The 18770-nt window shown below is 51.2% G+C and carries 23 protein-coding genes; 9 read left to right on the plus strand and 14 right to left on the minus strand.

Features of this window, described 5'->3' with window-relative positions; genetic code table 11:
* Positions 1 to 116 precede the first annotated feature (116 nt).
* Positions 117 to 371, plus strand: coding sequence for a DUF4172 domain-containing protein (locus LMS44_RS03825; protein ID WP_338074265.1), 255 nt, complete (start codon positions 117 to 119; stop codon positions 369 to 371).
* 51 nt (positions 372 to 422) lie between these two features.
* A complete protein-coding gene (locus LMS44_RS03830; RefSeq protein ID WP_009286814.1) occupies positions 423 to 1244 on the plus strand; it encodes a Fic family protein in 822 nt (273 codons plus the stop codon).
* Between the two features lie 49 nt (positions 1245 to 1293).
* Here the strand turns inward: LMS44_RS03830 and cml are convergent, their stop codons facing one another.
* From cml to LMS44_RS03855, 5 genes are all read right to left on the minus strand, one after another.
* Positions 1294 to 2472, minus strand: coding sequence for a CmlA/FloR family chloramphenicol efflux MFS transporter (cml, locus tag LMS44_RS03835; RefSeq protein ID WP_169331551.1), 1179 nt, complete (start codon positions 2470 to 2472; stop codon positions 1294 to 1296).
* Positions 2473 to 2814: 342 nt separating this feature from the next.
* Entirely contained in the window at positions 2815 to 3606 is a 792-nt protein-coding gene (locus LMS44_RS03840; RefSeq protein WP_236614939.1) for a DMT family transporter, read from the minus strand.
* 120 nt (positions 3607 to 3726) lie between these two features.
* Positions 3727 to 4182 carry a ParB N-terminal domain-containing protein gene (locus LMS44_RS03845; protein WP_083868739.1) on the minus strand — a complete coding sequence of 152 codons (456 nt, stop codon included), beginning with the start codon at positions 4180 to 4182 and terminating at the stop codon, positions 3727 to 3729.
* A 235-nt stretch (positions 4183 to 4417) separates the two neighbouring features.
* Positions 4418 to 5416: a 2,3-diaminopropionate biosynthesis protein SbnB gene (sbnB, locus tag LMS44_RS03850; RefSeq protein WP_009286817.1), complete on the minus strand. Its 999-nt coding sequence runs from the start codon at positions 5414 to 5416 to the stop codon at positions 4418 to 4420.
* A gap of 3 nt (positions 5417 to 5419) precedes the next feature.
* Positions 5420 to 6406, minus strand: a complete 987-nt coding sequence (locus LMS44_RS03855; protein ID WP_083868741.1) for a pyridoxal-phosphate dependent enzyme — start codon at positions 6404 to 6406, stop codon at positions 5420 to 5422.
* A gap of 283 nt (positions 6407 to 6689) precedes the next feature.
* Here LMS44_RS03855 and LMS44_RS03860 point away from each other — a divergent pair, with 283 nt between their 5' ends.
* On the plus strand, positions 6690 to 7151 hold the full coding sequence (locus tag LMS44_RS03860; protein WP_039858775.1) for an Lrp/AsnC family transcriptional regulator: 462 nt from the start codon (positions 6690 to 6692) through the stop codon (positions 7149 to 7151).
* Positions 7152 to 7585: 434 nt separating this feature from the next.
* On the opposite strand, the gene rarD is transcribed toward LMS44_RS03860, so the two are convergent.
* The 3 genes from rarD to LMS44_RS03875 form a co-directional block, all read right to left on the minus strand.
* Positions 7586 to 8509 carry an EamA family transporter RarD gene (rarD, locus tag LMS44_RS03865; RefSeq protein WP_009286819.1) on the minus strand — a complete coding sequence of 308 codons (924 nt, stop codon included), beginning with the start codon at positions 8507 to 8509 and terminating at the stop codon, positions 7586 to 7588.
* Positions 8510 to 8831: 322 nt separating this feature from the next.
* On the minus strand, positions 8832 to 9251 hold the full coding sequence (locus LMS44_RS03870) for an EamA family transporter (protein WP_236614940.1): 420 nt from the start codon (positions 9249 to 9251) through the stop codon (positions 8832 to 8834).
* Positions 9248 to 9670 carry an EamA family transporter gene (locus LMS44_RS03875; RefSeq protein ID WP_236614941.1) on the minus strand — a complete coding sequence of 141 codons (423 nt, stop codon included), beginning with the start codon at positions 9668 to 9670 and terminating at the stop codon, positions 9248 to 9250. The genes LMS44_RS03870 and LMS44_RS03875 overlap by 4 nt, the downstream gene beginning before the upstream one ends.
* 99 nt (positions 9671 to 9769) lie before the next feature.
* Between LMS44_RS03875 and LMS44_RS03880 the strand changes: the two genes are divergently transcribed.
* Positions 9770 to 10672, plus strand: a complete 903-nt coding sequence (locus tag LMS44_RS03880; RefSeq protein ID WP_152419248.1) for a LysR family transcriptional regulator — start codon at positions 9770 to 9772, stop codon at positions 10670 to 10672.
* A gap of 3 nt (positions 10673 to 10675) precedes the next feature.
* Here the strand turns inward: LMS44_RS03880 and LMS44_RS03885 are convergent, their stop codons facing one another.
* Positions 10676 to 10975 (minus strand): type II toxin-antitoxin system RelE/ParE family toxin, encoded by a 300-nt coding sequence (locus LMS44_RS03885; RefSeq protein ID WP_039858778.1) that lies wholly within the window; start codon positions 10973 to 10975, stop codon positions 10676 to 10678.
* On the minus strand, positions 10975 to 11223 hold the full coding sequence (locus LMS44_RS03890) for a type II toxin-antitoxin system ParD family antitoxin (protein WP_039858779.1): 249 nt from the start codon (positions 11221 to 11223) through the stop codon (positions 10975 to 10977). Before LMS44_RS03890 ends, LMS44_RS03885 begins: the two co-directional genes overlap by 1 nt.
* A gap of 280 nt (positions 11224 to 11503) precedes the next feature.
* Here LMS44_RS03890 and LMS44_RS03895 point away from each other — a divergent pair, with 280 nt between their 5' ends.
* Positions 11504 to 12454, plus strand: a complete 951-nt coding sequence (locus LMS44_RS03895; RefSeq protein ID WP_039858782.1) for a DUF808 domain-containing protein — start codon at positions 11504 to 11506, stop codon at positions 12452 to 12454.
* A 90-nt stretch (positions 12455 to 12544) separates the two neighbouring features.
* Here the strand turns inward: LMS44_RS03895 and LMS44_RS03900 are convergent, their stop codons facing one another.
* Entirely contained in the window at positions 12545 to 13717 is a 1173-nt protein-coding gene (locus LMS44_RS03900; RefSeq protein ID WP_039858784.1) for an MFS transporter, read from the minus strand.
* A gap of 88 nt (positions 13718 to 13805) precedes the next feature.
* On the opposite strand from LMS44_RS03900, the gene LMS44_RS03905 reads away from it, so the two are divergent.
* Positions 13806 to 14306, plus strand: a complete 501-nt coding sequence (locus tag LMS44_RS03905; RefSeq protein ID WP_039858787.1) for an Lrp/AsnC family transcriptional regulator — start codon at positions 13806 to 13808, stop codon at positions 14304 to 14306.
* Positions 14307 to 14381: 75 nt separating this feature from the next.
* Here the strand turns inward: LMS44_RS03905 and LMS44_RS03910 are convergent, their stop codons facing one another.
* Positions 14382 to 15290: an AraC family transcriptional regulator gene (locus LMS44_RS03910; protein ID WP_039858789.1), complete on the minus strand. Its 909-nt coding sequence runs from the start codon at positions 15288 to 15290 to the stop codon at positions 14382 to 14384.
* Between the two features lie 227 nt (positions 15291 to 15517).
* Between LMS44_RS03910 and LMS44_RS03915 the strand changes: the two genes are divergently transcribed.
* Together LMS44_RS03915 and LMS44_RS03920 are read left to right on the plus strand one after the other, a co-directional pair.
* Positions 15518 to 15913 (plus strand): VOC family protein, encoded by a 396-nt coding sequence (locus LMS44_RS03915; protein WP_498946858.1) that lies wholly within the window; start codon positions 15518 to 15520, stop codon positions 15911 to 15913.
* A gap of 2 nt (positions 15914 to 15915) precedes the next feature.
* Complete coding sequence (locus LMS44_RS03920) at positions 15916 to 16914, plus strand: saccharopine dehydrogenase family protein (protein WP_498946859.1); 999 nt, start codon at positions 15916 to 15918, stop codon at positions 16912 to 16914.
* Here LMS44_RS03920 and LMS44_RS03925 read toward each other — a convergent pair.
* Both LMS44_RS03925 and LMS44_RS03930 read right to left on the minus strand, forming a co-directional pair.
* Entirely contained in the window at positions 16907 to 17302 is a 396-nt protein-coding gene (locus tag LMS44_RS03925) for a VOC family protein (RefSeq protein ID WP_498946861.1), read from the minus strand. The two genes, LMS44_RS03920 and LMS44_RS03925, sit on opposite strands and share 8 nt — an antisense overlap.
* Positions 17299 to 17934 (minus strand): TetR/AcrR family transcriptional regulator, encoded by a 636-nt coding sequence (locus tag LMS44_RS03930; RefSeq protein ID WP_498946863.1) that lies wholly within the window; start codon positions 17932 to 17934, stop codon positions 17299 to 17301. The genes LMS44_RS03925 and LMS44_RS03930 overlap by 4 nt, the downstream gene beginning before the upstream one ends.
* Before the next feature lie 84 nt (positions 17935 to 18018).
* Between LMS44_RS03930 and LMS44_RS03935 the strand changes: the two genes are divergently transcribed.
* Positions 18019 to 18765, plus strand: a complete 747-nt coding sequence (locus tag LMS44_RS03935; RefSeq protein WP_498946864.1) for an SDR family NAD(P)-dependent oxidoreductase — start codon at positions 18019 to 18021, stop codon at positions 18763 to 18765.
* The last annotated feature ends 5 nt before the right edge of the window (positions 18766 to 18770 follow it).

Consider the following 18770-nt stretch of genomic DNA (forward strand, 5'->3'; position numbering starts at 1 on the left):
CATACTACCCTTATGCCGTTATCGCGCACCAGAAGCAACTTCCTAATTAATCTATGAACTGAATATAAACCATAATCGGCTCATAATGTGATCTGAATAGGCGGAGCAATCGGCTCATGTATATCTGGGAGAAGCGACATTGGCCGCATTTTGAGTGGGACGAATCCGTTCTTCGGCCTACGCTGGATGCCGTGCGGTTACTGCAGGGGAGGGTGTTGGGTAAAACTGAGGCGGCCTACGGTCAGGCTGATCTGGACGTGGAGATGGATGCACTGATTCAGAATGCACTTCGTACCAGCGAAATCGAAGGTGAGCGCCTGGACGTTGGCTCCGTGAGGTCTTCCGTTGCTTGCCAGTTGGGTTTAGAGTAGGCCGGTGTCTCCGCCAGAACAACACCAGAATCCGAGGCGCTGGTCGAGTTATTGCTGCAATCCACGCATCAATTTGATGAGCCACTTTCCCGCGAACAGTTGTGCCTCTGGCAATCCATGCTTTTTGTGCAAGGCCCTGGCGTGCTTGGCAATGTACGTGTAGGCGAGCTGCGTGGTGATCACCCCATGCAAGTGGTTTCGGGGCGGCTTGATCGGCCTAACGTGCATTTTGAAGCACCGCCCCGTGGGCAGTTGAAGGCTGAGCTGGATGCCTTTATTACTTGGTTCAACCAGCCGCCTCAGGGGCTTGATGGGCTGGTTCGCGCTGGTATCACCCATCTATGGTTGATTACCTTGCACCCCTTTGATGATGGCAATGGGCGCGTTACCCGCGCGGTGACAGATCGCGCGCTGGCGCAAGCAGAGCGGCAATCCGTCCGCTTCTATTCCTTGAGCGCGGCCATTATGGCGCGCCGCCACGCTTACTACGATCACCTTGAAAGCGCTCAGAAAGGCAGCCTCGATATTACGCCGTGGTTGTTGTGGTTTCTGGACACGCTGAAAGAGGCGCTTGAGCAGGCGCTGTTAAGAATCGACCGTGTGTTAATGAAAGCCACCTTCTGGCAGCGGCATGCCACCACCGTGCTGAACGAACGGCAAATCAAGGTGCTGAACCGCTTATTGGATACAGCAGGAGAGGAATTTGCGCAGGGCATCAATGCGCGTAAGTACCAATCGTTGGCCAAAGTGAGTAAAGCCACCGCAACGCGGGATTTGTCAGAGCTGCTGGAAAAAGGCTGCCTTTCCAAGCTACCCGGTGGTGGGCGCAGTACGCGCTATACGGTATTGCTTGGGCGGACATTGGACTTGTAGTGGCAATCTTTGCCACTATAAGGCTTGATCGCCACTGAAAAAGAACGAACTACCTCTGTCGTTTATAACGCGTTAAGCCTGTAAGCGCAGCCAACGTAATCGCTGCCATGCCGCCTGTATAGGCGATAAGTGGCGAGGCCGTGCCACCATTCAGAACTATCACTGTGCCCGTGCCTATAACGCCGACGATCAAGCTTTGAACGCAGAAGTGCAGGGCAACGGCAGTGCCTGCCAGCTCGCTGAATTCCTGAAGTGCACCATTGGCTGTAACGGAGGTTGTTAACACAATACCGACCGCAACCAGCCACATGGGTAACACGAAAGACCAGAAGCTGGGTGTTAGGAATATTTCGCCCAACCCAAGCAAGATCGCGCTGAAAAGTAGTATCAGCATGCCGCGAATCACGCAGCCGTTAATCTCCCAGCGAGCCACGAAACACTTTGCGAAGCGCGTTGTGGCAATCATCACAACAGCTACCGTGGCAAAGGCAACGCTAAAACCTAGCTCGGATAAGCCAGCTCCCGCGATGAGTACCCGAGGCGCAGTAGAGAAAAACACAAAGAAAGATCCCATTGCTGTGCCGAAAGCCAGCGTATAAACCCAGAAGTAAGGGCTCCTAATCACTAAACCAAAATCGGCACTGCTTGAGTGTTCTCTACTTTGTCGTGTCTCATGCCATTTCGGTAATACGAAGGGGAGTGCTATGAGAGCTGAGATACACAGGGCAAGAAATATGGCTCCCCAGCCGAGATAACTCGCAATCAAGGCTCCGGCAATCGGCCCAAGGGCTGGAACGAAAGCCAACATCGCGTTCATTAGGCTATAGATGACCGCGCTCTCGGGAGTATTCGCATAAACGTCGCGCACTGTTGCGAAGACTGCTACCAACATCGCGGCTGCCCCGGTTGCTTGCACCAGTCGTAGCAAAACGAAAAGCCAGGCTGAAGTGGTCATCGCGAGTGCCAAGGAAGTTGAAGCGAATACTAATACCCCGCCAATCAGTATCGGGCGCCGACCAAAACGGTCTGAAAGCGGCCCAAAGAAAATCTGACCTACGCCAAGCATAATCATGTAGAGGGTAAGCGTTAGCTGCACTACTTCGGGCGTTGTGCCGAGAATCGCTGGCATAGCGGGCACAACAGGCAGATAAATGTCCATGCCGAGAGACGCGAGAATATTGAAGGGGGCCAGCAGAACTAGCGCTACCGGCAGGCTGTAAGTCCACAGCCGAGTGTTTTTAGTAGGCACGATAAAATCTCCGCGCAAATAAGATTATTTGGCGGCGGCCTACATTTGAGGAAGTGGTTTAAGCAGGCAGCCGCATCAACGGGAAAGTAATGTTGCTGCGGCTTATTGGTCTGACTTTTTTGAACCCATGAGTTAGCGCTTCAGTAATTGGCCTAATGGCTTTAATAGCTTATCAGGCAGAGGGGCGCGTGCAAGCCCTTAGCAATGGTTAGGGAGCATAGCCACGGAGGCAGGTTCATGGTGTAAACCACAATATTTCGTCAGCAAACAGCTAGTAACCATTACCCGCCATAATCAACATCATCGCCACAATTGAAAGCGCTATCCCACTATACTGGTGCCGCTAACCCTTTCCCTGCGCACCATCGAGCCAAATACGACTGGTATCAGTGGGTACATCGATACAATCACGATGCTGATAATAGCTAGCTGGCCTTCCCGCGATAACGCATACAGCGTTAGCCCTAATGCACTGATGCCGCCCGCTGCTATTGCAAAGAGTGGAAAGCGCTTTCGTATTGGGTGTGCGTGTTGATAAAAGGGCAGGCAACATATGGCGCCGCTGAACATGCAGAGTGCGATGCCATAAAAAGCGCTTGGCTCGGGAGCTTGGCCAAGGAAGTGAAGCTGCAAGGCAAACCCTAAGCCTGCGCCTACACCCAATAGCAGGCCCGCTCTGGTGCTGCTATTCATCCGCATTTTGTTCGGCTTACCCCCGCTCGCGGTTAACCAGATGGCGGGGAGGGCGATCACCACTCCTAGCCATACCCTCGCACTGGGTCGCTCGCCAAGGAAAATTAACGAGAGCCCGAGGGCGATGGTGACCATCGCGACAGCGCTAACAGGCACCACGATGGCGAAGGGCGCCCGGGATAATCCCTGGTAAAGCAGCCACGCCCCAAGGGCGTAGCCGATGCCCGCCAGCGTGCCCCATATCCACACGTGCGGCTCCCAGGTAGAAAAGAGCAGTGCGCCTGCAAAACTGACAAGCGCGCTGCCCAGGTGAGTGTAAAACGCAATATTGAGCGGCGGGTAAAAACGAGCGAGTACGCCATTGATAAAGTGTGTACTGCCGAGCAGCACCATGGCGCTTAGCGCAAGGGCGCTAGACATGCAGGCTCCTGATCTTGATGATAAGGGAAGAGCCAGCATAGAAGCCGCTAACATGCGGCTAGGAACTCGATTAGGCCATGGTCGCCACGAGGATTTGTGATGATCAGAGGTGCGGATTTCTCAATAGATTAAGTCTCTTAAAGCCACTTTTAGACTCGGTAATGGAACTGTAAGATCGTGCTTTGTGCTTTTTAATGGGAGTGGCACTCCTAATAAAGCTGCAGAAATGATCTCTTCAGGGCTGAAAAATTTTCCAGGCTCCCACCCACTAAGAAGAACTCTTGGGTCACCATAGCTCAGCTTTACTACTGGTACTTTTTTCAGGTTCAACTTTAAAGCGACAGCAGTACGGTGGTGGCCATCCATGATAGCCAATGAATTTTGCTCAACCAAAATAGGGGTCGTCCAAAATCCCTTTTTCTTCACTTTTTCTATCAGTTCTCCTACTCGTGCCGGGTCGTGACGTTCTGTTGGCAAAAGAGCACTAGGCGGTTCGTATTCAACCGAGTATCCCAAGTGAAACATATTCTGTTCACCAGTAATTGTCTGCGTTAGTTTGAAAGAATCGTCGTGCATCTTAATAACCCTCAGTTGTGAGCTTTTTCTAACCTATTGTTTTATCTTGGATTCATAATTATCGTCTTTCCTTATAAAAATAAGATTATATTTTTAGATATAGCGCCGCGTCCCTTTTATAAAGGGCCTTATTATGGCCCTCAGAAATGCAAGGAAATATCTCAATAAGCGCTCTTCCGGCAATGTTCGGCTAGCGTTTTCTTTGATCCACACTGACTAAGCGAGTTAATGAAGATCACAAACGTTTCATGTCTGGCAAGAAACCTTCAATATCTACAGTAGAAGCATCATCATATTTGTATTTATATATATGATAAGCTAAAGCCAAGTCTAGAACGCCCAAGCCAAAGGGTGAGATAACAATTGGCTTGCTGGTGTCGTCTTCGAAGCTACCGTCTAATACATCAGCTATTACAGCATTTATGAAATCTCTATTACCTAACTTTTGCTCAGTGAGATGGCAAGAAGTCTGCGCTTTCAAGCAATGGTCGATATCATCTACCACATTGAGCGAGTTTTCTATAATTATCGGGTGGAGATCTCTTAGTGAGATATTGAGAATTATCTGTCGTTTGATGTCTATATCGCCTACATTAATATATGGTTCAACAGAAGTTGTCGTCAATATAATTAAGTCAGATTCAAAGGCTTCTTTAAGAGTGGAAGAAATTCTGCATTTTTCAAATTGATCATTTTTCTCTACAAAGCGTTCGGCATATTTTTCGTTAAGGTCATAAACCATTAATTCTTTTATATCGAAACCAAGCGATACTAGATAATGTATTGTTTTTTGACCCAGTACTCCACAACCTACTAGGGTCACTGTGTTAATCTCTCTTCCCCGTTCACTCAATGCTCCAACAGTGATTGCGCCAGATGCAGCCGTCCGATGTGCGCTTATTTGAGAAGCTTCAAGTAAAGCTAATGGATAGCCTGTTCGATAATCATTCAGGATCATGGTGGCGGAGGCACGTTGAAGATTTTTTTCGATGTTACCAGGATAGCTGGCAATCCATTTAATGCCTGCAATCTGAATATTTGGATCGTTGATAGAAGCTGGGAGTGCTATAATTCTATCCTTATCATTATCTGGAAATTTCAAGAAGTAACTATCTGGATTGTTTGTAAAACCATTTTTATGCATCAGATATGTTTCTTCAACTATCTTCAGTACAGATTCAGTCTCTTGGTCAAGATAATTGGAAATTTCAATGCCTCTGATTACCTTAAACATTATTTAAAGCTCCACTTGGTAAGTTTTGGGTTCATTGCTACTAAGATTAATGTTACGCCATTCACTACCGAATTTTTCGTCGCACCACTCGTCGTTGTACATTGTGTCTATATACTTACTTCCTAAATCCGGCGATATGGCTACCAACACTTCTTCTGTCGCGTTAATGTCCTCATACATGCCAGCGAGCACAGTACAAGTAGAGGCACCGAGTAAGAGTCCGTATTTTCTTGCAATGTATCTAGAGACAGCAACAGTCTGACTTTCTTTAATACTGATCAGGCGATTGAAGCTTTCTTTTTTGAAAAAAATTGGTGGCACACTAGAACCAAGACCAGGAAGATATCTTGGACTGGCGTTCCCTCCAAAAGTGACTGATCCAACAGAATCGACTGCTATTAAATCTATTTTAGGAAAATATTTTTTAAAGTAATTTGATACGCCCATAGCAGTACCAGTGGTTCCTGCGCCGATGTAAATCTTACGCACGTCCGAGCAATTAATATTTATTTGATGAGCTGTTTCAGAAAAGTGTATGGCAGGGTTTGCCTCACACTCATATTGGTTTATCCATATGAGTGTATTGTCATGTGAAAGTCGTTCCCTAATGAATTTTTTTCTGGTTCCGAGGTAACCACCAGATTCATCCTTAGTATTCACGACCACTACATTTGCACCCATTGCTTTCATAATGGCAATGTTGGTAGCATTGGTGTTAGGGTCAACTATACAGATGAACTCGTAACCGCGGCTAGCCGCTATCATACTCAGCGCCACGCCAAGATTTCCTGAGCTTGACTCTATAAACCTCTTGTTTTTCTTGAGATCAAGATGCTCTTCTGCGTGATTCACAAGTGCTTTAGCAGTGCGAAGCTTAATAGATTCAGCAAAATTCATGCCTTCTAATTTCAACGTTACATCAAACCGCCCAAAGCAATTCCTTAAAATTATAAAATCATTTGCTCTAACCGAATCTTCAACTGCTTCCATTATATTTCTCATTTAGAACGCCTCTTAGTGATTTTTTTCGGAAGACAAGTTTTCTCATGACGCTTGAGAAGGCACTATGATTTTTGAGGCTTTGGCCTTATATAAAAACCTACGTTGCGCTCACGTCGAGCCTAAAAGGGCATCAGTTCCGAGCTTGCCTTCACCTGTGTCGCTTTTGCAGTTACATCATGGCAAAATAATTTGATTAGAAATTGCTTTTATACACCCGAACGATATAGAATTTTGCGTATTCAAGTTCTTTTTCGATAAGAGGCTTCGCTTTATGGATCCTAAAGATGCGGCACTACTAAACCTGCTACAGAATGATGCAAGCTTAACTCTCGAACGCCTGGCGGACGCAGTATCACTTTCAGTGCCTGCAGTTCAGCGTCGCATCAAACGTTTGCGTAACAGTGGAGTAATAAAAGGAAACGTTATCATTGTAGATCCGGTTGCCGTGGATATGAGCATGACCTTTGTGATAATTGTCGAACTCGAAAGGGACAGATCTGAACATATAGAGTCATTTCGGCGTAAAGCTATAAAAGAGCCATTGGTTCAACAGTGCTACTACGTTACAGGGGAAGGTGATTTTGTAATTATTAGCATCGCAAAGAATATGGAAGATTTTGAAGCCATGACACACAGGCTTTTGTTCGAGGATAGTAATGTGCGTGGCTTTAAAACCTCTATTTCCATGGGAAAATCTTACAAAACGCTTTACGTTCCAATAGAAGCATCTTAACTGTATATTTTAGAAACGAACTGAGAGTTAAAAACTGTTTAGAGAATAATGCGATTTACTTAAGGCCCACTGATTTTTGTAAGCGCATGTTTTTTAGTTGTGCACTTAAAATACTTGAATCTGACCTTCTCGTCATTCAAATAGAAAAACGAAGGTTGAATACATAGTGTCAGACGTCTGTCATAATACATTTTGAGCGCCGTTTAATAGATTTAGACAACATAACCAGAGTGAGGTGTTTGTTCGCGCCAAGGCCTGCGTTTGCTCGAAATTACGTTTAATTGCATCCACCTCTAGGCGTGCGCTCAAAGTCGTGTCACTGGCGTGCTCCAGTCATTCATCAATCAAACCGGGTTAGAGAATAACTAATACCCGGCTACATCACTGTTAGTTAATTAAAAATTTAGCTTACTTCTATCAATAATTGGAATAGATTATTTTTGATATCTAGATGTGCGTAGTTTTTCTTTTCTGAACTTACGTTTGACACAGAGGCTATTGATGCCCTCTACGATAAGAAGAAATACGGAAAACCATATTGCTAAGTAGGTAGGCCATTCAGATGCTTTGATTTCCTCCCCAAGTATTAAGGCTACTAATAAAAGTAAAGCTGGCTCTACATATACTAAAAGGCCAAAAAGCGTCAGGTTAAGGTGAGGGCCTGATAAAGCTTGAAATGTTAGGGCAGAGGCACTCAACACCCCAAGTCCTATGACTAACCATAGAGTATCTATATTAACCCATATATCTGATGTTATTTCTCCGCCAGCAAAAATAAAGATTACGCTTATTGGCAAGCTCAAAACCATATCTACCCACAAGCTTCCAATATTATTCGTGTCTGTTTTTCTTCTTAGCCAGAAATACACAGGGTATCCCAACCCAACAGCCAAGGTCGGCCAGGCAAGACTTTCAGAAAACCCTATTTGATAAAGTATACCAAGAAATGCGAAAAAACATGCTACCTTCTGATATCCCGTCATTCTATCTTGAAAAGCTATTTTACCTATCAGAACCATTGTTAACGGCATAATAAAATAACCAAGGGATACTGATAGACCATGACCATTTCCAGGGGCCCAAACGAATAGCCAGAGTTGGAAGCTTAGCATTGCTGCTGAAAAAAGCCTCGTCACTATAAATATTATGCTCTTAGTAAGCCTATGATATATATTAACAACTTGACTCCAGTATCCTCTTGTTATGATAAATAATGTCAAGCAAGGGAATGTTAAAAGCATACGCCACCCAAAAATTTCTTCCCCATCAAGATTGGTAAGAAGGGAAGTATAGGCAAACATAGCTGCAAATAAGAAAGATGCTATCACATTCAATGTGACCCCAATCGTAGTGTTCATTTTTAACCTGCGTTTATTTTAAATAAATTAGCTTGCTTGGGTTTATTTTCCTATGATTCACTATCAAAAATGATTTTTTATTAATCCCTTTTACGCAAAAAATTTTCGTTTTAGGTGCTTAATGCGACCTTTTCATGGATTAGCCACGTTGGCTCAATGAGATCTTCCACATTATGCTGTCGCTACGAATCAAATTTGAGGCGCTGCTAGGGTAGCCAGAGTCAAAGACCTTGCCCCATCTACGTTTTCCGAAGAGAGTCTTATAAGCCTTAACGCGACTGGAAAACATGGAAGGCCAATCAAGACGCTCGTCATCAGGTTTCTAACCATTACCCGCCACTATCAACACCGCCGCAAGAAGCGATAGCGCTATCCCCACAGCAGATGCGCCGCTCACCCTTTCCCTGCGCACCAGCGAGCCAAACACGACGGGAATCAGTGGGTACATCGACACAATCACGATGCTGATAATGGCAAGCTGGCTTTCCCGTGACATCGCATACAGCGTTAGCCCCTGTGCACTGATACCGCCCGCTACGGTTGCCAGCAGTGGAAAACGCTTTCGTGCTGGGTGTGCGTGTTGATAAAAGGGCAAACAGCATACGGTGCCGCTGAGCATGCAGAGTGCGATGCCATAAAAAGCGCTTGGCTCGGGCACTTGGCCAAGAAAGTGGAGCTGCAAGGCAAACCCTAAGCCTGCACCTAAACCCAATAGCAGGCCCGTTCTAGTAGTGCCACTCATCTGCGCTTTGTTCGGTTTACCCCGCCCGCTGTTAACCAGATGGCGGGCAGGGCGATCATCGCGCCAAGCAATATCCGCGCATTGGGTCGCTCTCCAAGGAAAGCCAGTGAGAGCCCGAGGGCGATGGTCACCATCGCGACAGCGCTAACAGGCACTACGATAGCGAAGGGCGCCCGGGATAATCCCTGGTAAAGCAGCCATGCCCCAAAGGCGGAGCCGATGCCCGCCAGCGCGCTCCATATCCACACAGTTGGCTCCCAGGTGGAAAAGAGCAATGCTCCGGCAAAACCGACAAGCGCGCCGCCCAGGTGGGTATAAAACGCAATGTTGAGCGGCGGGTAGAAACGGGCGAGCAAACCATTGATAAAGTGCGTACTGCCGAGCAGCACCATTGCGCTTAGTGCAAGGGCGATAGACATGCGGGCTCCTGGTCACGATGATAAGGGAAGGGCCAGCATAGAAGTCGCTAACATGCGACTAGAAACTCGATTAGGTCATGGTCGCCATGAGGAGTTGTGATGATCAGAGGGGCGAATATCTCCATTGCCCAACTTCGCGCGCTGATTGCCGTGGCGGAAGCGCAGTCTTATACCCGTGCTGCGGAGCGCCTTGGCGTTAGCCAGTCGGGGGTGAGTCATTCCATGCAGGCACTGGAGAAGCTGGCGTGTGGCCCGCTGATCATAAAAAGCCCAGAAGGGCTAGTACCCACCGTGCTAGGGGAGTTAGTGCTTACTAGCGCCAGGAAGGTAATAGGTGAACTTCAGGTATTAAGCCAGCAAGTGGGGCAGTTTCATAACGAGGTGGATGAAGCGCTAAAAATAGGCGTTATTCCTAGCGCGTTATCTGGCTGGTTGGCGCCCCAGCTTGCGAGCTTTACGAGCCGCTACCCAGAAGCCATTAGCCTTGTACTGGAAGGTATGGAAGAAGAGATAAAGGAGTGGGTGGAAAGCGGTGTTATCAACATGGGTGTCACAACAGATGTCACGCAGCTTAATCTCACCTACTGGCGTGAGCACTTCGATTGGCAGCTATTAAAGAAGGATGAGATTGTGGCCGTGCTGCCCGAAAATCACCAGCTCAGCAAACAAGAAAGTGTGACTGTGGCGGAACTAGCGGAACACCCCCTTATAATGTCATCAGGCGGCTGTGAAGCGCTTATCCAGCAGATATTTGCCCACTCGTTGGAGGAAGTCGATACCTTCCAGGTGGATTTCTGGGTACGCGACACCCGTACGCTATTGCAGATGGTCGCTGGTGATGTCGGTGTTAGCTTGGTTCCTACCTTGGCGTTAAGCAATAAGCCAACGGCTAACGTAGTGACGCGGCCGCTATCACCAAGGCGCGATCGGAACCTGATTGCCTTTTGGCCTAAACGACAGCCGCTTAATCCCGTGGGTAAGCAGTTCTTGAGGGAGTGTTGATGATCAATCAGGCAAAAAATAAGAGACGATATCCATCTCTTTATGAGGAATGCCAATAATCTCAATGCACCCTTGGCCAATCAGGTAAAAGATAACGTGCTGGCCCTGGGGGTAGCTGTAATAACCCTCGCTGATATCCGAGCGATGTTTTCCTAACAGGGGATTTTCTGCGAGCCAGTGAAACCGTTTTTCAAAATCCTTTAGATAGGTATTCCGTTGGTTCTTGCCCCACTGCCACTCCGTATAGCGACCGATATCTTTTAAATCGTCTCTCGCTCTCGGTGTGATACGGAACCTGGGCATTACGTTTCGTTATCCAAGTCGTTGATTAATGCATCCATCGAGAAATTGTCCACGAATTCACCGGCGCTAGCCTGCTTGGCACCTTGGGCTAGATGCGTACGTAGCGCTTCAAGCTTGCTTTTGTGCTCCTCCATGGCGCGTAGCGCATCACGTACAACCTCACTTGCGGAGCCGTAGCGGCCACTGGCGACTTCGTTTCTGATGAAGACTTCCCAGTGCTCCCCAAGGCTAAGACTGGTCGTTGCCATGATGTGCTTCCTATATTCAAAAGTAACAAATATGAATATAGGTATGGCTGGCAAGAAAGACAAGAGGGCAGTCCAAGTAATAATCCTTTCTGTGTAGTCATAATTCTCTATCTAAGTCATTGATTAAGGTATCCATCGAGAAATCGTCTACGAAATCCTCGGTTCACATTTGTTCAGCCCCTTGAGCGAGGTGTTTAAGCAGTTTCTCAAATCCATTTGCAGGTAACTCAGCAGCTATGTGCTTTACTATCTGCAACTGTTATTCACGGAGGAAACATCCATGGCCATAGGCGGCTTGATAGGATTACTGGATGACATTGCCGCATTGGCGAAGTTGACCGCAGCATCATTGGACGATGTGAGTGCCGCCGCTGGGCGTGCGACGGCGAAGGCGGCCGGGGTGGTGGTGGATGATACGGCGGTGACGCCGCAATATTTACAGGGAGTGGCAGCGGAGCGTGAACTGTCGCTTGTGAAGCAGATCGCGCTAGGGTCGATCCGCAACAAGCTGATTTTTATCCTGCCGGTGGCGCTGCTGCTGAATCACTTTTTACCCGCGCTATTGCCGATCATCCTGATGGTGGGTGGCACCTATCTGGCCTTTGAGGGCGCTGAGAAGGTGTGGCACAAGTTTTCCGGTAAGCATGACGACGACAAACCAGCGGTAGAAAAGGGGCCGGAAGCCGAGAAAAAGATCGTGAGTGGTGCCATTCGAACCGACCTGATTCTGTCTGCTGAAATCATGGTGATTGCGCTGGCCACGGTCTCCCATCAAGGATTCTGGTCACAGCTGGCGAGCCTGGTGGTGGTCGCGTTTGTCATCACTATTCTGGTGTATGGCGTGGTGGCACTGTTGGTCAAAATGGATGATATCGGCCTGAAGCTCGCCCAGCGGGATAGTTCGAGCATGCAGACACTGGGCCGTGGTCTGGTGACGGCCATGCCCAAGGTGCTAGCGACCATTTCGGTCGTGGGAACCGTCGCCATGCTCTGGGTGGGTGGGCATATCCTGATGGTCAATCTGGGTGCCGATGGCACGGATTGGTTCAACGCGCCCTATGAGTGGGTACACCATATTGAGCAAGGCATTAGCGAGGCAACCGGTGCCTTGGGCGGTTTGCTGGGCTGGAGCTTCAATACGCTGTGCTCTGCGGTAATTGGCTTTTTGGTGGGCTCGGTTGTGGTGGGTGTGATGCACCTACTTCCCGGTAAGAAGGCGCATGCCGAGTAGGTGCGCGCCGCGAAGTAAGTATCAGGCATCTAAATGCCCGCCATCAAGGCGGGCATTTTTGTGAGATAGGGGAGGGTATTTCCCGTGACCTTACTTTGCGAGCGCCGCTGAATACTGCTGACCGGCGCTCGCCCAGGCAATAACGGCCAAGCCTAAAGCGATCAACGAAAGGATGGCACCCGCCCAGTTTGGAGAGGCCAAACCGAACCCGGCGGCAATCGTCGCGCCACCCACCCATGCCCCGATGGCATTACCCAGGTTGAACATACCGATGTTCACCGACGCTGCCATGGTGGGCGCTCCTGCTTGGCTGGCACGATCCATCACCAGTTTCTGGATCGGGGAGACGGTGGCGAAGCCAAAGGCGGCCATGAGGAAGACAGAGGCCGAGGCCACAACGCTGTTCCCAACGCCCAGCCAGAAGACGAAAAGTACCGCCGCCTGCGCGGCAAGGGTCACAAACAGCGTTCCGAAAAGTGAGCGGTCAGCAAAGCGACCACCTACCCAGTTACCAACCGCCAGACCCAACCCGAACAGAACCATCAGTTTTGCCACACCGGTATCGGAAAACCCTGCCTCTTCTACCATCATCGGGGCGATATAGGTGATGGAAGTAAAGAAAGCGGCAGGGCCGAAGACAGTGATGCCCATGGCGAGCAGAACCTGTGGGTCTACGAAGGCACGTAGTTCACTCTTCAAGGCGATGGCCTTGCCCGCTTTGATCTGGGGCACTAGCAGCGCGATGCTGATGACGGTGATAAGACCGATCCCGGCGATCAACCAGAACACTAGCCGCCAGCTGTAGACTTGCGCGAGCCAGGTGCCAGCAGGGACACCGAACAGGTTTGCCATCGTCAGCCCGGAGAACATGAAGGCTATGGCACTTGCTTGACGGTCTTTCGCTACCAGAGAGGCGGCGATGATGGAGCCAATACCGAAGAAAGTACCGTGGTTGAACGCCGTTAAAATACGGCCCGCCAGGGCGATAGGGAGCGTCGGTGCCACTGCCGTGATCACGTTGCCTAGCGTGAAGATGAGGGCGAGGCAGATTAGCATCGTTTTACGTGGCACCTTGGCGCCTAGAATCGTCAGGATGGGCGCGCCCACGAACACGCCTAACGCGTAGGTGGTGGCCATTAAACCTGACGTGGGTATATCGACGCCGAAATCCCTGGCGATTTGGGGAAGGATGCCAGCGACAACGAATTCAGTCAGTCCGATACCGAATGCGCCAATCGCCAACGCGAAAAGTGCTAATGGCATAATAGTGTCTCCGTATATGATATTTTCAATCGAATGTAGTTCGGTTATATTTATTTTATTGAAAATAATATTCGGAGGTAAAACGATAATGGTGCCGTCAGATAAAGAAACAGATGCTATTCGGCAGATAAAGCATCATCCGGCTGAACTTGATTCAATTGACCGAAAAATATTAGGCGCTCTCGCCGAAGATGCGTCGCGTAGCTACGCTGAACTCAGCAAAATCGTGCATCTATCCGCCCCCGCTGTTCATGACCGCGTAAAAAGGCTAAAGCGCGATGGGGTCATCAAGGGCACCGTCGCCATACTTGACGGCTGCAAGCTTGGCAGAACGCTGCTGACCTTCCTGCTGATTGATACCAGTAGCTACAGCGCCACGCGCAAACTACTGGCCTTTGCCGATAGAGCCGAAGTAGAAGAGCTGCACACCGTGGCAGGCGATGGCTGTGTGCTCATTAAAGTACGTGCGGCGAATACTGAATCTCTCGAAGACTTCCTGATGGAGATTCAGAGCCTTGAAGGCGTCAGGTCTGTCCGCAGCTACATTGCGCTTTCAACCTTCCTGGAAAGAGGCCCATCGCCAGATTAAGCAATTCTGGAAACAGCATCATGGAAGTTTTCGCAGAGTAAGGAGAAGAGCTCGTCCTTTCTTTACTTTGTACTGCTATTGGTCGGGTTTTGCCTGAAAGCCTCGCTTCATGTTGGCAACAATCCGTGCAGCATCTTTCGCCGGGGGCTGGCCGAAAGCGCGAGCGTATTCCCTTCCAAACTGCGTGGAGCTTTCGTATCCCACTGCGTGAGCTGCCTCCGTGACACTGTAACCGGTGGAAATCAGTAGTGTCCGCGCTTTAAGTAGCCGAACCTGCTTCTGATACTGCAAGGGGCTGAGCGCCGTCACGGCTTTGAAATGGCGGTGGAACGCAGAGATGCTCATGGCTGCTTCCTTGGCCAGTGCCTCCATCCGTAAGGGTCGTGCATAGTCGTTACGAAGTCGCTGAATGACCTGGTGCACCCGTGCCAGGGCGGTGTCTGGTGTGGCGATGTCGCGCAGCATCCAGCCCATTGGCCCCTGAAGCACGCGGTAAAGAATCTCGCGCTCGTAGGCGGGTGCAAGCGCCGCAATGTCGGCTGGCTGCTCCATCAGGCGCAACATGCGCACCCAGGCATCGAGCAGTTCCGGCGTCACTGCTGCTACGGAAAACCCCGTTGCATGCCCGGCGCTGCTGCCAGCATTAGGCAGTTCCGAGAGCAGGCCAGCCAATAGGGTGGCGTCCAGCGTCAGGCTTACCGCAAGGTAGGGTTCTCCCGAGTTGCTACTACGTACAACCCCCGCTGCAGGCAGATCAACTGACATCACAAAATAGGTCGCGGGGTCGTAGTGCAGGGTGCGCCCGCCCACGGTCATGGATTTGCTGCCCTGCAGGATCAGGTTGACCATGGGGTCGTACACGGCGGCAAGCTCGTGTTCTGGAATTGCGCCTTGCACCATCGCCACCCGGGGAATACCGGTTTCGGTACGTCGGTTATGCGCATGGGCAGCCAGGCGGCGTAGTTCGTTGAGTTGTTCTTCCATGACGCTATTGAATGCCAGAGCGGGAGCAGAGGCAAGCGAAAAGCAGGAATAGGCAGGTTTGCGGTAGGAACAGGCGGGGCGTTAGGTGAGCAGGTGCCTATGATGGGGAGACTAAATCTCATTGGAGCGTCACATGAATACTATCGTCATTACCGGAGGTAGCCGGGGTATCGGCGCAAGCACGGCACTGCGCTTGCCGGTGGCTACGCCATCTAAAGGAGTGTCTCATGCTTGATCATGTTTTCCTCACCGTGGGTGATACCGAGCGTTCCATTGCTTTTTACGAGCGAGTGCTACCCCTTTTGGGAATTACCAATCGCCACGATTTTGACGGCCATGATGGCCCGCCTGGCCACCCTGATCTGAAGGGGTTCGGTGCCAAGGGGCGTGTTTTTTTCTGGCTAAGGCAGGGAGAGGCGGTGCCCGGTGCGGTGCATGTGGGCTTCGTGGCAGCGTCCGAAGAGGAGGTCAATGCCGCCTATGCCGAAGCTATGACGGCGGGCGCCACCGAGATCCATCCACCTGGGCCTCAGCTCCACTATGACCCCCGCTATTATGCCGCGCAGGTGAGGGATCTTGACGGCTATAGCCTAGAATTTGTCTACAAAAGCTGGCAGCACTGACCATGAAAACATTGATGATCTATGGCGCCGCCGGTTACACCGGTGGCATGGCGGCGGAGCACGCTGCATCCGCAGGTATTCACCTGGTTGTCGCAGGGCGTGCGAAGGATCGTGAGTCGCTGGACATATTGGCAGGGCGTTTAGGCGCTGATATTCGGCTCTTTTCGCTCGATGATCCGGAGGCAATCGCAAGGGGCCTTGAAGGCATCTCTGTTCTGCTCAACGCTGCCGGGCCTTTTATGAACACGGCCAAGCCGCTGATGTCGGCCGCCATTCGTGCTGGCGTGCACTATCTCGATTTCTCGGCGGAACTCGACTCCTACCGGCAAGCGTTGGCGCTCGACGGGCAGGCGCGTGCTGCGGGTGCCATGCTGCTGCCGGGAAGCGGTGGTAGCGTCGCGATGCTGGGAAGCTTGGCGGGGCACGCCGTGGCGCGGGTCAATAATCCGCGCAAAATCAGTATCGCCTTGCTGGTGGCGGGGGGAATGTCGAGAGGGTCGGTGACCAGCGCGAGCCAGAACATCACGACGGAGACGCTTCATCTGGTTGGCGGAGAGCTAGTTGCACGCAGCCCAGAAGAGGTGCGCGACTTCGATTTTGGCGAGGGCCCGCTATCGTCATTCCCTGTCACGCTGCCCGACCTCGTGACACTCCACCAGTCGACAGGCGTAAGTGATATCGAAACCTTCGTGCATGTGACGGCGGGTGCGTTCCCTACGGAAAACGCCAACGAACTCCCTGCGGGGCCCAGCGCAGATGAGCGGGCGGCGAACCGCTACCATGCGGTTGTCGAAGTGACCGATATGGACGGTTCGGTAGCGCGCTCGGTGCTTGATACGGTGAATGGTTACACCTTCACGGCCATGGCGGCGGCAGAGGCTGCCCGGCGAGTGCTTGCCGGTGAGGTGCGGCCCGGCTTCCAGTCCCCTGCGGGCCTGTTCGGCCACGGCTTTGCCGAGACCATCGCCGATACGCGAATCACTGATATTCCCATCAGTTGACCTGCTGACAGACCACTTCCACGTTGACGCCGTCCGGGTCTAGCACATAGGCGGCGTAGTAGTTGTCGTGATAGTGGGTGCGAATGCCTGGTGCGCCGTTATCCTCCCCACCCGTTGCCAGCGCGGCGCGATAAAACTCTTCGACAATGGATCGTTTTGCTGCGGCGAAGGCGATATGAACGCCTTCGCCCGGCTGCTCGTTGTCGTGTATCCATAGCCGTGGGTAGCCCTCCATCCCAAAGCCATGCCGTGTGCCGCCGCTGCGCGTGCGGTCTGGCCCTACGGTGATGATGCGGCTGAAGCCCAGTGGGGCTAGCGCCTGTTCGTAGAAGCATCGCGATATTTCCGCATCGCGTACGGCGAACTCGACATGGTCAAGAATACTCATGCGTCTTTGCTCTCATCGGGTGTATGTAGAAAAGTCTCGAAGGCCTGGCCAGCCAGTTCGGCCACGGCAAGCAGGCGAGCCCTTGAGCGGCCAGCGCGCGCGCCTGCTGAAAGGCCTTGCAGTGTCGTCACGACGTAATCGGCGAGTTTTCGTGCTTGTTGCGGCTGACTTCTCTTGATGTAGTCCTCGATAAAGTCCGCCGCCGCGTCGCCATAGGCGTTGGCCAGTTGACGGGCCTGAGGATCATCGGCGCGCATGCCTTCAGCCACCATGCAGCCACGCTTGGCTTTTGACTTGGTGTAGAGCCGCACAGCTTGCCGCAGTAAATCATTGATTGCTTCTGACAAGAGCCGGTCGGGTGTCAGGATTTTGTCTGCCGGCAGGTTGGCTTCTGCCACGTAGATCGCCAGGCAGCGTTCGTACAGGCCCGCCTTGTTGCCATAGGCGGCGTAGAGGCTAGGCGGATTGATGCCCAGTGCACGGGTGAGCTCGGCAACTCCTACTGCGTCGTAGCCGCGTTCGTGAAATAGATCCTTGGCAACGGCAACGCCCGCTTCTCTGTCGAAGGGGCGTCGAGGTGAGCGTTCTGCAACGCGTTCGCCAGTGCCTGTTTTGGATGGTTTGCTTTTCATATTGATAATACCGATTGACTCTTTTGTTTGTAGTGATCACTATAGCATTGCTTTAGTGACTACTACAAACTGAAAGGTGATGCTGTGAAACAGAACATGAACCGTAACGTTGCTGTCGTGACCGGCGGTAGCAGTGGTATCGGGTTTGCCATCGCCAAGCGCTTGATCGATGACGGAGCCGATGTCGTGATAACGGGGAGGCGGCAGACGGTATTGGATGAAGCTGTGCAACGGTTGGGCAGCAGCGCTACGGGGATAGTGGCTGATGTCGCCAGTGCTGCGAGCTTGGCATCTTTCTATGAGTCCGTGAGAGAACGCTTCGGGCGTATCGATATCCTGGTGGCCAATGCCGGAGGCGGCAGCCACGCACCGCTTGGGCAGATCACCGAGGAACAGATCGACCAGCAGCTCTCGACCAACGTTAAAGGCGTGGTGCTGACCGTTCAGGGGGCGCTGGGATTGATGGGCTCTGGTGCCAGCATTGTGATCGTTGGTTCCTCGTCCTCAATAGACCCAGGGCCGACCATGAGCATCTACGGTGGCACCAAGGCGGCCGTGCGCAATATGGTGCGCAGTTGGGTGACGGAACTGAAGGGAACGGGTATTCGCATCAATATCCTGAGCCCTGGGCCCACCAACACGGCTTCATTGCGCGAGGCATTCGGCGAGCACGCCGAGGAAGGCATGGCGTTCCTGACAGCCAAAAGTCCGCTAGGGCGCATCGGTGAACCGGAGGAGATTGCCTCCGTTGCTGCCTTCCTGGCCAGCGATGCCGCCAGCTATGTTAACGGGGTGGAATTGTTTGCTGATGGTGGTGCTTCGCAGACATAGTGAGG

The sequence above is a fragment of the Halomonas profundus genome, from assembly GCF_020865425.1.
Taxonomy (GTDB): domain Bacteria; phylum Pseudomonadota; class Gammaproteobacteria; order Pseudomonadales; family Halomonadaceae; genus Vreelandella; species Vreelandella titanicae.

Coding starts and splice junctions, on each gene's coding strand:
- LMS44_RS03855 (WP_083868741.1), bottom strand. CDS start 6,406: ATGGAAGCAGTTGAAGATTCGGTTAGAGCAAATGATTTTATAATTTTA.
- LMS44_RS03900 (WP_039858784.1), bottom strand. CDS start 13,717: ATGCCATTAGCACTTTTCGCGTTGGCGATTGGCGCATTCGGTATCGGA.
- LMS44_RS03840 (WP_236614939.1), bottom strand. CDS start 3,606: ATGTCTAGCGCCCTTGCGCTAAGCGCCATGGTGCTGCTCGGCAGTACA.
- LMS44_RS03825 (WP_338074265.1), top strand. CDS start 117: ATGTATATCTGGGAGAAGCGACATTGGCCGCATTTTGAGTGGGACGAA.
- rarD (WP_009286819.1), bottom strand. CDS start 8,509: ATGAACACTACGATTGGGGTCACATTGAATGTGATAGCATCTTTCTTA.
- LMS44_RS03845 (WP_083868739.1), bottom strand. CDS start 4,182: ATGCACGACGATTCTTTCAAACTAACGCAGACAATTACTGGTGAACAG.
- LMS44_RS03885 (WP_039858778.1), bottom strand. CDS start 10,975: ATGCCCAGGTTCCGTATCACACCGAGAGCGAGAGACGATTTAAAAGAT.
- LMS44_RS03905 (WP_039858787.1), top strand. CDS start 13,806: ATGGTGCCGTCAGATAAAGAAACAGATGCTATTCGGCAGATAAAGCAT.
- LMS44_RS03875 (WP_236614941.1), bottom strand. CDS start 9,670: ATGTCTATCGCCCTTGCACTAAGCGCAATGGTGCTGCTCGGCAGTACG.
- LMS44_RS03930 (WP_498946863.1), bottom strand. CDS start 17,934: ATGAAAAGCAAACCATCCAAAACAGGCACTGGCGAACGCGTTGCAGAA.
- LMS44_RS03880 (WP_152419248.1), top strand. CDS start 9,770: ATGATCAGAGGGGCGAATATCTCCATTGCCCAACTTCGCGCGCTGATT.
- LMS44_RS03895 (WP_039858782.1), top strand. CDS start 11,504: ATGGCCATAGGCGGCTTGATAGGATTACTGGATGACATTGCCGCATTG.
- LMS44_RS03870 (WP_236614940.1), bottom strand. CDS start 9,251: ATGAGTGGCACTACTAGAACGGGCCTGCTATTGGGTTTAGGTGCAGGC.
- LMS44_RS03920 (WP_498946859.1), top strand. CDS start 15,916: ATGAAAACATTGATGATCTATGGCGCCGCCGGTTACACCGGTGGCATG.
- LMS44_RS03860 (WP_039858775.1), top strand. CDS start 6,690: ATGGATCCTAAAGATGCGGCACTACTAAACCTGCTACAGAATGATGCA.
- LMS44_RS03910 (WP_039858789.1), bottom strand. CDS start 15,290: ATGGAAGAACAACTCAACGAACTACGCCGCCTGGCTGCCCATGCGCAT.
- LMS44_RS03925 (WP_498946861.1), bottom strand. CDS start 17,302: ATGAGTATTCTTGACCATGTCGAGTTCGCCGTACGCGATGCGGAAATA.
- sbnB (WP_009286817.1), bottom strand. CDS start 5,416: ATGTTTAAGGTAATCAGAGGCATTGAAATTTCCAATTATCTTGACCAA.
- LMS44_RS03915 (WP_498946858.1), top strand. CDS start 15,518: ATGCTTGATCATGTTTTCCTCACCGTGGGTGATACCGAGCGTTCCATT.
- LMS44_RS03890 (WP_039858779.1), bottom strand. CDS start 11,223: ATGGCAACGACCAGTCTTAGCCTTGGGGAGCACTGGGAAGTCTTCATC.